At 40.7% G+C, this 13628-nt stretch carries 14 protein-coding genes; all 14 read left to right on the top strand.

Going from position 1 to position 13628, the window contains the following annotated elements:
- Positions 1 to 56: 56 nt before the first annotated feature.
- Complete coding sequence (locus tag CEF22_RS00070) at positions 57 to 791, top strand: vWA domain-containing protein (protein WP_095479479.1); 735 nt, start codon at positions 57 to 59, stop codon at positions 789 to 791.
- Positions 760 to 1725, top strand: a complete 966-nt coding sequence (locus CEF22_RS00065) for a protein kinase domain-containing protein (RefSeq protein ID WP_100401249.1) — start codon at positions 760 to 762, stop codon at positions 1723 to 1725. The genes CEF22_RS00070 and CEF22_RS00065 overlap by 32 nt, the downstream gene beginning before the upstream one ends.
- Positions 1726 to 1810: 85 nt before the next feature.
- Positions 1811 to 3199, top strand: coding sequence for a tRNA lysidine(34) synthetase TilS (gene tilS / locus CEF22_RS00060; RefSeq protein WP_100401248.1), 1389 nt, complete (start codon positions 1811 to 1813; stop codon positions 3197 to 3199).
- Between the two features lie 4 nt (positions 3200 to 3203).
- Positions 3204 to 3755 (top strand): hypoxanthine phosphoribosyltransferase, encoded by a 552-nt coding sequence (gene hpt, locus CEF22_RS00055; protein ID WP_100401247.1) that lies wholly within the window; start codon positions 3204 to 3206, stop codon positions 3753 to 3755.
- A gap of 117 nt (positions 3756 to 3872) precedes the next feature.
- A complete protein-coding gene (ftsH, locus tag CEF22_RS00050; RefSeq protein ID WP_100401246.1) occupies positions 3873 to 5858 on the top strand; it encodes an ATP-dependent zinc metalloprotease FtsH in 1986 nt (661 codons plus the stop codon).
- A 137-nt stretch (positions 5859 to 5995) separates the two neighbouring features.
- On the top strand, positions 5996 to 6763 hold the full coding sequence (locus CEF22_RS00045) for a type III pantothenate kinase (RefSeq protein WP_094836775.1): 768 nt from the start codon (positions 5996 to 5998) through the stop codon (positions 6761 to 6763).
- A gap of 16 nt (positions 6764 to 6779) precedes the next feature.
- Entirely contained in the window at positions 6780 to 7658 is an 879-nt protein-coding gene (gene hslO, locus CEF22_RS00040) for an Hsp33 family molecular chaperone HslO (RefSeq protein WP_100401245.1), read from the top strand.
- Positions 7659 to 7819: 161 nt separating this feature from the next.
- On the top strand, positions 7820 to 8746 hold the full coding sequence (cysK, locus tag CEF22_RS00035) for a cysteine synthase A (protein WP_100401244.1): 927 nt from the start codon (positions 7820 to 7822) through the stop codon (positions 8744 to 8746).
- A gap of 104 nt (positions 8747 to 8850) precedes the next feature.
- Positions 8851 to 9666: a dihydropteroate synthase gene (gene folP, locus CEF22_RS00030; protein ID WP_100401243.1), complete on the top strand. Its 816-nt coding sequence runs from the start codon at positions 8851 to 8853 to the stop codon at positions 9664 to 9666.
- Between the two features lie 4 nt (positions 9667 to 9670).
- Complete coding sequence (gene folB, locus CEF22_RS00025; RefSeq protein WP_095479470.1) at positions 9671 to 10030, top strand: dihydroneopterin aldolase; 360 nt, start codon at positions 9671 to 9673, stop codon at positions 10028 to 10030.
- Between the two features lie 11 nt (positions 10031 to 10041).
- Positions 10042 to 10569, top strand: coding sequence for a 2-amino-4-hydroxy-6-hydroxymethyldihydropteridine diphosphokinase (folK, locus tag CEF22_RS00020; protein WP_100401242.1), 528 nt, complete (start codon positions 10042 to 10044; stop codon positions 10567 to 10569).
- Positions 10521 to 10730: a helix-turn-helix domain-containing protein gene (locus CEF22_RS00015; protein ID WP_094836783.1), complete on the top strand. Its 210-nt coding sequence runs from the start codon at positions 10521 to 10523 to the stop codon at positions 10728 to 10730. The genes folK and CEF22_RS00015 overlap by 49 nt, the downstream gene beginning before the upstream one ends.
- A gap of 19 nt (positions 10731 to 10749) precedes the next feature.
- Positions 10750 to 11748 (top strand): tRNA dihydrouridine synthase DusB, encoded by a 999-nt coding sequence (dusB, locus tag CEF22_RS00010; protein ID WP_100401241.1) that lies wholly within the window; start codon positions 10750 to 10752, stop codon positions 11746 to 11748.
- A gap of 36 nt (positions 11749 to 11784) precedes the next feature.
- Positions 11785 to 13272: a lysine--tRNA ligase gene (gene lysS / locus CEF22_RS00005; RefSeq protein ID WP_100401240.1), complete on the top strand. Its 1488-nt coding sequence runs from the start codon at positions 11785 to 11787 to the stop codon at positions 13270 to 13272.
- Positions 13273 to 13628 lie beyond the last annotated feature (356 nt).

The following is a 13628-nucleotide window of genomic DNA, read 5'->3' as shown; positions in this document are numbered from 1 at the left end:
TCCTCTTTTTTCCGGCGAGGATACTAATAACTCGTAGAAGGTAGGAGGGGATTTTCGTGAAAGCAGGTACAATTAAGCAAATATTATTGCTGACTGACGGCTGTTCGAATTCAGGTGAAGATCCAGTTGCGATGGCTACATTAGCGGCTGAACAAGGGATTACGGTCAATGTCATTGGAATTGTCGGGCGTGAGACGGAGAATCCAAGAGGGTTAACAGAGATTGATCATATTGCTCTATCTGGAGGTGGGATTAGCCAAATCGTTTATAAAACGCAGCTATCTCATACAGTACAAATGGTGACTCGGCAAGCAATGACACAAACATTGCAAGGAGTGGTCAATCAACAATTAAAGAAAATATTAAGTAATGATGTTGAAATAGAATCTTTGCCGCCAGAAAAACGAGGCGAAGTGATGGAGGTAGTAGAAGAGCTAGGTGAAACGGCCAATTTAGAGGTGTTGATTTTAGTAGATATGAGTGCCAGTATGCAAGATAAATTGCCAACGGTGAAAGAAGCGCTGTTAGATCTTTCTTTAAGTATGAACGCAAGAATGGGAAACAATTTATTTTCACTATATGTATTTCCCGGGAAAAGAAAAGAAGTTGAGCAACTTTTAGATTGGACACCGAAGTTAGAGTCATTAACTTCATTGTTTTCCAAGCTATCCACTGGAGGGTTAACACCGACAGGTCCTGCTATTCGTGAAGCTATCTCACAATTTAAGCAAAAACGGAATGAAAAAGGCTGGTTGTCACATGATGATGAATACTTCGAAGAATCAATTTAGCTTACCAAGAGGGACGGTGATTCGTGGAAAGTGGCATAAGCAAACGTATATTATTGAGCGTGAGTTAGGTCGAGGGGCGACTGGTACGGTTTTTTTAGTAAAAGGTAAAGAGGGGTCGCTTGCCTTAAAGCTGAGTAGTCAACTTTCAATTACATCTGAAATGAACGTACTGAAGGCATTTAATAAGGTCCAGGGGTCTTCCCTCGGACCTTATTTGGTCGATGAAGATGATTGGGAAGCGGGTGATAAAACGTATCCTTTTTATGTAATGGAGTATATTCAAGGGCCAACGCTTTCTTCGTTCATTGAGAAGAAGGGTGTCTCATGGATTGGTGTATTGCTTTTGCAACTGCTTGAGAATTTACAAGTCCTTCATCAAGAAGGGTGGATATTTGGTGATATTAAGCCGGATAATTTAATTGTGGCTGGACCCCCTTTTCGTCTTCGTTGTATTGATGTTGGTGGCACGACAAAGCAAGGGAGAGCAGTGAAGGAGTATACGGAATTCTTTGATAGAGGGTATTGGGGAGCGGGCTCGCGAACAGCAGACCCTTCTTATGATGTATTTGCAGCAGCTATGGTAGCGGTTAATCTTGCATATCCCAATCGGTTTACTAAAGATGGAAGTGGAGTGAAAGGAGTGATCGCGCGTATTAAGCATAAGAAGGAGCTTGAAGCTTATGCCCCTGTATTGATTCACGCTTTGCAAGGTGATTATTCATCTGCAAAACAAATGAGAGCAGAATTGATGAAAGCATTAAGTCCAAGGCTTGTTCGTAATGACCCAGTGAAAAAAGTGACGAATACGAGACGTACAACAGGAAGAACGGCGATCAAACGGAAGCGACGTATAAGACAACAAGTCAAAGCGGCGGCTGCTATTTTAACGATTACGTTCTTATATGCTCTTTATGTTTTTCTTGAATTATTGTAGTGAAAAATGGTCTGCAGAAATTGTTTTTCCTTTGATAAAAATGATAGTATAGTCATAAACATTAAAAGATCAAGAAGAGGAAATTATGCTGGCATTTGAAGAGCAAATGAAACGGTTTATTAAGCAGCATCAATTAATTGAAAAAGGGGATAAGATAGCCGTCGGTTTATCAGGCGGACCGGATTCTTTAGCACTCCTGTCTTATTTGGCTAATAATCGTGACGTGCTTCAGATTGAAGTATACGCTCTCCATTTAGATCATATGTTCAGAGGAGAAGAGTCCTACGCTGAACTGCAGTTTGTTGAACACTTTTGTGACAAGCATAGCATCCCTTGCTACGCTAAGCAGGTGAATGTTTCGGCTGTGATGGAAAAACAAGCAACAGGATTACAAGAAACAGCTCGCGAAGTTCGTTATCGATTTTTTGAAGAGGGGATGCAAAAGTTCTCTGCCAACAAACTAGCCCTGGCTCATCATGGAGATGATCAAATAGAGACGGTGTTAATGCAACTGGTGAAAGGAACAAGCACAAGAACGGGGATTCCCATGCGTCGTCCTTTTGCCGATGGAGAAATCATTCGGCCAATGCTTTCTTTAACGAAAGAAATGATTGAACATTATTGTTTAGTTGAAGGACTTGAGCCGAGGAAAGATCCGAGCAACGATCGATTGGATTACACACGGAATCGCTTTCGGCATCATCTACTTCCGTTTTTAAAACAGGAGAATCCAAAAGTTCATGAACATTTTCAACGATTTAGTGAGGAAATGAAAGAGGATGACCAGTTTTTAAATGAATTAACAGAAGTAGCTATGCATAAAGTATGGGAAAAAAATGAAGCTAGTGCGAAAGTACAAATCAATGCGTTTATAGAGGTGCCTTTGCCTTTACAAAGAAGAGCGATTCATCTAATATTAAACTATCTTTACAAAGGTAAAATAGCGTTTTCCTTCATACATATTCAACAAATTCTTCAGTTGCTAAAAGGCGGATCTTCATCTGGTAGCTTAGACCTTCCTGATGGTTTGAAAGTTCGTCGTGAGTATCAGCAATGTATTTTCAGTTTTGAAAAGGAACAAAAAGAGGAATATGAGTTTGTCTTACAGGTTGGAGAGCGTGTTGCTTGGCCGTTTGGCGGCGAATTTATGCTAACTGCTGAAGCTCCTACATCGATGGATCAAGATCACTATTTTATGATCGATCCGCATACGATGAAGCTTCCACTGTATGTACGTACGAGAAGACAAGGAGACAAAATTTCACCAAAAGGGATGAATGGCTCGAAAAAGCTGAAGCGTTTATTTATTGATGAGAAAGTTCCTAAAACGAAACGCGATCAGTGGCCAATTATTACCGGCTATGACGGTGAAGTACTATGGGTACCGGGGTTAAAGAAGTCCAAGTATGAGGCTAAAGTTACTAGCCATCATGTCACTTTAATTTATATAAGCAATCATCTGCTAGGAGGATAACACATTGTTAAATCAAGATATTGAGCAAATTTTGATTTCTGAAGAAGAAATTCAAGCGAAAATTAAAGAGTTAGGTGGTCAGCTCACCGAAGAATATAAGGATAGATTTCCACTTGTTATCGGTGTGTTAAAAGGCGCTATGCCATTTATGTCTGACTTATTAAAGAGAGTGGACACTTATTTAGAAATGGATTTTATGGATGTTTCTAGTTATGGAAGCTCAACTGTTTCATCTGGAGAGGTCAAGATTGTGAAGGACCTAGACACTTCAGTGGAAGGAAGAGATGTTCTCATTATTGAGGATATCATAGACAGCGGCTTGACATTAAGCTACCTTGTAGAGCTTTTCCGTTACCGTAAAGCGAAATCGATTAAAATTGTTACACTTTTAGACAAGCCAACAGGGCGTAAAGCGAAGATCAAAGCGGATATCGTAGGATTTAAAGTGCCAGATGCCTTTGTAGTAGGCTATGGGCTTGATTACGATGAGAAATACCGCAACCTTCCGTATATAGGAGTGTTAAAGCCTGAAGTGTATACAACAACAGAAAAGTAATCAAAGGGTTGATTGGATTAAATGAAGTTGCCAAGCAACGTGTCAAATAGTTGTAATGCCAAGTTTTTCTATGATAGTATTGAATACAATGTTTTTTATCATGGGAGGAGGTAAGGGATGAACCGAATATTTCGTTATACCATATTTTACTTACTAGTATTTCTCGTTATTATTGGGGTTGTTAGTTATTTCAATAACAGCAACGAGCCGAATAAAAATATAACGTATAATCAATTTGTTTCAAGTCTTGAAAAAGATGAAGTGGCATCGTTTACAATGCAGCCAGAAAGAGGCGTTTATGCCGTTCGTGGTCAGCTTAAAGGAGCAAAAGAAGGCGAGTACTTCCTTACTTATGTGATGAATAGTGAGTCGATGTTAAATCGAGTGGATCAAGCAGCTAAAGATTCAAAAGTAGAAGTGCTTCCTGCTAAAGAAACGAGCGGTTGGGTCTCTTTCTTCACAACGATTATTCCATTCTTAATCATTTTCTTGCTCTTTTTCTTCTTATTAAACCAAGCGCAAGGTGGCGGTAGCCGAGTAATGAACTTCGGTAAGAGCAAGGCGCGCTTGTACAATGATGAAAAGAAAAAAGTCCGTTTTAAAGACGTGGCTGGAGCAGATGAAGAGAAACAAGAGCTTGTTGAGGTCGTTGAGTTCTTAAAGGATCCTCGCAAATTCGCTGAATTAGGTGCTAGAATTCCAAAGGGTGTTCTATTGGTGGGACCTCCTGGTACAGGTAAAACACTTCTTGCGCGAGCAGCCGCTGGAGAAGCTGGTGTTCCGTTCTTCACGATCAGTGGTTCTGACTTCGTAGAAATGTTCGTCGGTGTCGGTGCTTCTCGTGTGCGTGATTTATTTGAAAATGCCAAAAAGAATGCACCTTGTATCATCTTTATTGATGAAATTGATGCAGTTGGTCGTCAACGTGGCGCGGGTCTTGGCGGTGGCCATGATGAGCGTGAGCAAACGTTGAACCAGTTGCTTGTTGAAATGGATGGGTTTAGCGCCAATGAGGGAATTATTATCATTGCGGCGACAAACCGTCCAGATATTCTAGACCCTGCTTTATTACGTCCTGGTCGTTTTGACCGTCAAATTACTGTCGATCGTCCAGATGTGACGGGTCGTGAAGCTGTTCTTCGTGTTCATGCACGAAATAAACCGCTTGATGAGTCTGTGGACTTAAAAGCAATTGCGATGAGAACGCCAGGATTTTCTGGTGCTGACTTAGAAAACTTATTGAATGAAGCCGCTCTTGTAGCCGCTCGTCGAAATAAGAAAAAAGTCGATATGCGTGATATTGATGAAGCGACAGATCGTGTTATTGCCGGTCCAGCTAAGAAAAGTCGTGTCATTTCTAAAAAAGAAAGAAATATTGTGGCTTTCCATGAAGCGGGACATACAGTTATCGGTTTAGTGCTAGATGAAGCAGAAATGGTTCATAAAGTAACGATCGTTCCTCGTGGTCAAGCTGGCGGATACGCTGTAATGCTTCCGAAAGAAGATCGCTATTTCATGACAAAGCCAGAATTGCTCGATAAGATTACGGGCTTACTTGGTGGACGTGTAGCGGAAGATATTGTTTTTGGTGAAGTATCAACTGGTGCCCATAATGACTTCCAGCGTGCAACGGGAATTGCTCGTCGCATGGTGACAGAGTTTGGTATGAGTGACAAACTTGGTCCGCTACAGTTTGGACAAACATCTGGTGGGCAAGTATTCTTAGGTCGTGATTTTAATAATGAGCAAAACTATTCAGATAAGATTGCTTACGAAATCGACCTTGAGATTCAACACATTATTAAAAATTGCTATGAGCGTGCGAAAGAAATTTTAACGGAGAATCGTGATAAGCTAGATGTTATTGCGAATACGCTTCTTGAAGTTGAAACGTTAGATGCTGCTCAAATTAAGCACCTTGCTGATCATGGAACACTGCCTGAAAGAAAGTACTCCGATTCGGAGCCTTCAGATGCACGTGGAAATGATCAAGTGAAAGTGAATGTACAGAGAAAAGAAGAACCAGCTCAAGCAGAAGAGACAGTAGGATCTGAAGACAAGCCGGTTACTCCGACAAATAAAGATGATGAGCTGAAAAGCTAAATGAAAAGGACGTCGATACTATGAAATCGACGTCCTTTTTTTCAAATTAGTATAGGCGTGCCATAATGCTGATTAGTCCTATATGTGGTATGATGAATGGCAGCAAATAAAAAGTCTATATGGTGTGGTGAGAAAAGTTGATATTTGTTTTGGATGTAGGGAATACAAATACTGTGTTAGGTGTGTATGAAAATGATGTATTAAAATATCACTGGCGCATTGAAACAAATCGTAATAAAACAGAGGACGAATACGGGATGATTATTAAGAATCTGTTTGAACATGAAGGTCTTACTTTTTCGCAAATTGATGGGATGATTATTTCCTCAGTTGTGCCGCCAATCATGTTTTCTCTTGAAAAAATGTGTCAAAAATATTTTAATATAAAGCCGCTTATTGTTGGTCCTGGTATAAAAACAGGGTTGAACATTAAATATGAAAATCCTCGTGAGGTTGGTGCCGACAGGATTGTCAATGCGGTAGCTGCTATTCATGAGTATGGCAGTCCGCTCATCATTGTTGATTTCGGTACAGCAACGACGTATTGTTATATTGATGAAGATGGGCATTATATGGGGGGAGCAATTGCTCCAGGTATTAATATTTCAACAGAAGCATTGTATTCAAGAGCTGCTAAGCTTCCTCGGATTGAAATCGTACGCCCTGATCAGATCGTTGGAAAAAATACTGTAGCAGCGATGCAAGCAGGTATTTTATTTGGATATGTTGGGCAAGTCGATGGGATTGTTAATCGAATGAAGGCTCAAAGTAAAAAGACGCCAACTGTGATTGCGACTGGTGGATTAGCACCTTTAATTGCTGAAGAAGCGATCAGTATTGATGTAGTCGATCCGTTTTTAACATTAAAGGGGCTTTGCCTCATTTACAAGCGAAACATTGGATGAAGAAGGAAGTGTTTAGATGAAGGACTATTTAGTAAAAGCTTTAGCTTATGATGGGCAAGTACGTGCGTATGCAGCTAACACAACAGAAACAGTCGGTGAAGCGCAAAGCAAACATTACACTTGGCCAACAGCATCCGCGGCACTTGGTCGAACAATGACAGCTGGTGTCATGATGGGAGCTATGCTTAAAGGTGAAGAAAAGCTCACGATTAAATTACAAGGTGGCGGGCCGATTGGCTTGATCCTCGTGGACGCCAACGCCAAAGGAGAAGTTCGAGGTTATGTGACGAATCCACAAACCCACTTTGATTTAAATCAACATGGTAAATTAGATGTTCGTCGTGCGGTCGGAACAGATGGGATGCTTTCGATCGTGAAAGATGTTGGATTGCGAGATCATTTCACAGGGCAAACACCGATCGTTTCTGGAGAAATAGGGGAAGATTTCACTTACTATTTTGCCGTATCTGAGCAAGTACCTTCTTCTGTTGGTGTAGGAGTGCTTGTCAATCCGGATAATTCGATTTTAGCTGCTGGTGGCTTTATCATTCAAATTATGCCGGGTGCAACAGATGAAACGATTACCCATCTTGAAGAAAGAATTACGAACATGACCCCTGTTTCTAAGCTAATTGAACAAGGTTTAACTCCGGAGGAAATTCTTTTTTACATTTTGGGAGAAGAAAATGTGAAGGTTTTAGAGAAGATGCCGTTGAGCTTTGAGTGCACTTGTTCAAAAGAGCGTTTTGGTAATGCGATTATCGGTCTTGGGAAAACAGAAATTGAAGAGATGATTGCTGAAGAAGGACAGGCGGAAGCTCAGTGCCACTTCTGTAATGAAGCGTATTTGTTTACAGAAAGTGAACTGAAGCAAATGAAGGAAGAGGCTAAGTGATCCTTCATCGTATGTAACAAGAAAAACCTGACAAGACGATTTTGTTTTGCAGGTTTTTTTGTAATAATTGAGAATTTAAAGGATAAAAAGATTGACTTTTCTCAAAAAAACTGTTAAATTCTATATAACCAATAAAAATACTCGGTATTGAGGTGGAGAAAATGGTACGTATAGCAAATTCGGTAGCTGAATTAGTTGGTCAGACGCCGATTGTAAAGTTAAATAATGTCGTAGATGAAAATAGTGCAGAAGTTTATTTGAAGCTTGAATATATGAATCCAGGTAGCAGTGTCAAAGATCGTATCGCTTTAGCGATGATTGAAGCGGCTGAAGAAAAAGGCGGTTTGAAAAAGGGAGGTACAATCATCGAGCCAACGAGTGGTAACACGGGAATTGGGCTAGCGATGATTGCGGCAGCGAAAGGATACCGTGCGATTCTTGTGATGCCTGAAACGATGAGTATGGAACGTCGTAACTTACTTCGTGCATATGGTGCAGAACTTGTGCTGACACCAGGTGCGGAAGGGATGGGTGGAGCGATTCGTAAGGCGAAAGAGCTTGCAGAAGAGCACGGTTATTTCATGCCACAGCAATTTGAGAATGAAGCCAACCCTGAAATTCATCGCCGCACTACAGGTAAAGAAATTGCTGAACAAATGGATCAGCTAGACGCTTTCATCTCTGGAATCGGAACAGGCGGAACGATTACCGGAGCTGGCCAAGTATTAAGAGAACAGTTCAAAGACATTAAAATTTATGCGGTAGAGCCAGCAGATTCACCAGTTTTATCTGGCGGTAAACCAGGTCCGCATAAAATTCAAGGAATCGGTGCAGGATTTGTACCGAAAGTATTGAATACAGACGTATATGATGAAATTATTAAAATAGAAAATGAAGATGCATTTGAGACCGCTCGTAAAGTGGCACGTGAAGAAGGCATCTTAGGCGGTATTTCTTCAGGAGCAGCTATTTCTGCCGCTCTGCAAGTAGCAGCTAAGCTTGGAAAAGGTAAAAAAGTATTGGCGATCATTCCAAGTAACGGAGAGCGCTATTTAAGTACACCACTCTATCAGTTTGACGAAGAGTAATAACGAAAGAAAAACAGGCTGAGAAATCAGTCTGTTTTTTCTTTTGCTCCATTTCTTTGGTAAAATAAAAGAAGATTAAAAAGCGGAAGGAGCTTTTCGGGATCATGAAAGTGAAAGCGGGAGAACATCTTTTAGATTTTCAGCAAAAGACATACATTATGGGGATTTTAAACGCAACCCCTGATTCTTTTTCGGATGGAGGGTTGTTTCATCATGTCGACAATGCTGTCCGTCATGCGAAAGAAATGGTTGCTTCAGGAGCAGATTTAATTGATATCGGTGGCGAATCGACTCGTCCAGGTCACATTCCTGTCCCGCTCGAGCAAGAGCTTGAACGAGTTTTGCCTGTTATTCAAGCGGTGGCTTCTGAAGTGCAGGTCCCTTTATCAATTGATACGTATAAAGCTGAAACCGCTCGGCAGTCCATTGAAGCAGGAGCCCATATTATTAACGACGTGTGGGGAGCAAAGAAGGACCCTGAAATTGCCTCGGTTGCAGCGGAGAAACAAGTGCCCATTATTTTAATGCATAATCGCGAGCAAATGGATTATGAAGTATTCATAAGAGATGTGTTAGCGGATTTATATGAGAGTATTAATATTGCGGTAAAAGCTGGTGTTGAAAAGAATCAGATTATTCTTGATCCTGGAATCGGATTTGCTAAGAGTATGGATCAAAACTTGGAGATGCTTCGTCAATTAGATCAGATTGTAGCCTTAGGATTTCCTGTACTATTAGGTACTTCACGAAAAAGAATCATCGGTCACATTCTCGATCTTCCAGTAGAAGAAAGAATGGAAGGAACGGGAGCGACATGTTGTTTCGGTATACAACAAGGTTGCAACATATTAAGGGTGCATGATGTGAAGTCGATTAGCCGCATGGCAAAAATGACAGATGCCTTGATAGGGAAGGGGTAAAAGTATGGACAAGATCTATGTAACTGGTATGGAGTTTTACGGATATCATGGAGTTTTTCCTGAAGAAAATAAGCTTGGTCAACGCTTTCGAGTAGATGCTACGTTAGAAGTATCGCTACAGCGAGCAGGAGAAACGGATCAATTGGAATACACGGTGAATTACGCAGATGTATATCAAATTTGCAAAGATGTCGCAGAAGGTCCACCGTTGAAGCTGGTGGAGAGTGTGGCTGAGAAAATAGCGGCGGCTCTTTTAAATAAACTTCCTTCTGTTCAAGCTTGTACAATTAAAGTGATTAAGCCTGATCCGCCGATCCCCGGACATTATCAGCATGTAGCAGTAGAAATAATGAGAAAAAGATAGAAGGATGAACGATGGAAAATAAAGCTTATTTATCGCTCGGCACGAATATAGGTGACAGGCTCGCTAACTTACAAGCGGCATTGACGAGTCTTCAGAACGACGAGTATATTACAATTGAAGAAATTTCCTCTATTTATGAAACGGACCCAGTAGGATATACTGACCAAGCTAGTTTTTTAAATATGGCGATAAAAATTCGCACGCCTTTAAGTGCAGAAGAACTGTTAGATAAATGCCTTTCTATTGAAGCGCGGCTTGGTCGAGTAAGAGAAATCAAATGGGGACCAAGAACAATAGACCTTGACATTTTATTATATAATCAAGACAATATTGAATCAGAGAAACTAATTGTTCCGCATCCTAGAATGCATGAACGTGCTTTTGTGCTTATACCGTTATTAGAGATAGATTCAACAATATGCTTTCCAGGCACACGTATGACGCTTGAAGAACTTAGTACTAGTATTCAAGGGAAAGAAGGTGTTCGGCTATGGAAACAGATCAATGGGGTCGGCGTATCCGAGCCTTTAGAAAATTAAAAGGCTTTACCCAGGAAGAGCTCGCTCATGAAATAGGTGTACCTGTATCTGCGTTAGGAGATGTGGAAAGAGGGTACCGTCCTATTACGGAACAGTTGCTCCAGCAAATCGCTGAAGTGCTTCAAGTTCGTGTGGATGAGCTAAGCCCGCCGGATAAATAATTAGAAAGGTGATTGAAGTATGCTGAAAATCGGAAATATCGAAATGAAAAATCCGGTTGTTCTTGCCCCAATGGCAGGTATATGTAACTCTGCTTTTCGCTTGACAGTGAAAGAGTTTGGCGCAGGTTTAGTTTGCGCTGAAATGGTCAGTGATAAAGGGATTGTTTTTCAAAACGAAAAAACGCTAGAAATGCTTTATATTGATGAGAGAGAAAAGCCGCTTAGCCTACAAATTTTCGGTGGAGAAAGAGACTCTCTCGTTCAAGCCGCAAGTTTCGTGGATAAAAATACTAACGCAGATATTATCGATATTAATATGGGGTGCCCAGTACCTAAGATTACGAAATGTGATGCGGGTGCGAAATGGTTGCTTGATCCAAATAAAATTTACGAGATGGTTGCTGCTGTTACGGATGCCGTTAGTAAACCGGTCACAGTGAAAATGCGCATGGGGTGGGATGAAGACCACATTTATGCAGTAGAAAATGCTAGAGCGGTAGAAAGAGCAGGAGGACAAGCGGTTGCGCTTCATGGGCGTACTCGCGTGCAAATGTACGAGGGTCACGCCAATTGGGATATTATCAAAGAAGTGAAGCAATCGGTTAACATCCCGGTTATTGGGAATGGTGACGTTCAAACCCCTCAAGATGCAAAGCGCATGTTGGATGAAACGGGTGTTGATGGTGTTATGATCGGTCGTGCAGCACTTGGAGACCCGTGGATGATTTATCGCACCGTTCATTATTTAGAAACAGGTGAATTGATGGGTGAACCGACGGCTCGAGAAAAAATCGATGTCTGTTTACTACACTTAGATCGATTGATCGAGTTGAAAAATGAATTTATTGCTGTGCGCGAGATGAGAAAGCATGCGGCTTGGTACTTAAAAGGTATTCGAGGCAACGCTAGCGTACGTAAAGAAATTAACTTATGTGAGACAAGAGATGAGCTTGTGAACCTGCTGTCCGGTTTTGTTCAAGAAGTTGAGAAGAAAGAAGCAACTAGTCAGGTTGGATAAAGCGCAGGGCGATCATAGATAAGAGGAGTGAATGGAATGAGTCACGAAGATTTAAATGACCAATTGCTAGTCAGAAGAGAGAAAATGCAAGAGTTAAGAGAAAAAGGAATGGACCCGTTCGGTAAACGATTTGAACGCACTCATTCAGCGCAATCAATTATTTCCGAGTTCGATCAATTTTCGAAAGAAGAGCTTGAAGAGAAAGACGCAACGGTGAAAATCGCAGGGCGTGTCATGACAAAGCGTGGAAAAGGGAAGGCTGGATTTGCGCATGTGAAAGATCTTTCTGGCCAAATTCAAATTTACGTCCGTAAAGACGCTATTGGAGAAGAAGCATATGAAGTCTTCAATATGACGGATTTAGGGGATATTGTAGGTGTAGCTGGAACCGTCTTCAAAACACAAGTAGGAGAGCTTTCAATTAAAGTGACTCATTATGAGTACTTAACAAAAGCTTTGCGTCCTCTTCCGGATAAATTCCATGGGTTGAAAGACGTAGAACAGCGCTACCGTCAACGCTACTTAGATTTAATTACAAGTCCAGAAAGCCAACAAACTTTCGTTGCCCGCAGCCGCATTATTCAGTCTATGAGACGTTATTTAGATGAGCAAGGCTATTTAGAAGTGGAAACACCGATGATGCATTCAATTGCTGGTGGTGCATCTGCTCGTCCGTTCATTACTCACCATAACGCTCTTGATATGGAGCTGTATATGCGTATTGCCATCGAGCTTCACTTAAAGCGTTTAATCGTTGGTGGTATGGAGAAGGTCTATGAAATTGGCCGTGTATTCCGTAATGAAGGAATTTCTACACGCCATAACCCAGAATTTACAATGATCGAACTATATGAAGCTTACGCGGATTATCAAGATATTATGCGCTTAACAGAAAACTTAATCGCTCATATTGCACAGGAAGTATTAGGTTCTACGACGGTACAATATGGAGAATATGAAGTAAATCTAGAACCTCAATGGCGCCGTTATCACATGGTGGATGCAGTTAAAGAATACACTGGGGTAGATTTTTGGAAAGAGATGACTGATGAAGAAGCTCGTCAATTAGCGAAAGAGCACGGTATCGAATATAAAGAAACGATGCAGTACGGTCATATCGTCAATGAATTTTTCGAACAAAAAGTAGAAGAAAAGCTAATACAGCCTACATTTATTTATGGACACCCAGTAGAGATCTCGCCTTTAGCGAAGAAGAATGACGAGGATCCTCGCTTTACTGATCGTTTTGAATTGTTCATTGTCGGACGTGAGCATGCTAATGCATTTACAGAATTAAATGATCCAATTGATCAAAGAGAGCGTTTCGAAGCTCAATTAAAAGAGCGTGAACAAGGTAATGATGAAGCTCACGAAATGGACGATGATTTCATAGAAGCACTTGAATACGGACTTCCTCCTACAGGTGGTCTCGGAATCGGTGTAGATCGACTAGTTATGTTGTTAACAAACTCTCCTTCTATTCGTGACGTTCTATTATTCCCATTAATGAGACATAAAGAATAGTATGTGAAGAAGACTGCCTTAAGGCGGTCTTTTTTTTAAAAAGTGTTTGGAAAATAAGTTTATATATGATTCTATTAAAAAAACGAAAAAAGTGCTTGCATCCACTCTTTAGAGATGGTATATTTATATTCGTTGCTAACGACGACAGCAAGTTTTGATGAAAAACTTCAAAAAAGTTGTTGACAACGAAATGAACAAATGTTATCATAATAAAGTCGCTAAAACGACAATGGATTGAAATTGATCTTTGAAAACTGAACAAAATAAACGTCAACGTTAATTCTAAAAAAACTTAGTTTATCTAAGTGAAACAATTTATGAGCAATCAAACACTTTATCGGAGAGTTTGATCCTGG

Source organism: Bacillus sp. FJAT-42315, assembly GCF_002797375.1.
Classification (GTDB): domain Bacteria; phylum Bacillota; class Bacilli; order Bacillales; family Domibacillaceae; genus Bacillus_CE.
This window is presented reverse-complemented; position numbering and strand designations above follow the sequence as displayed.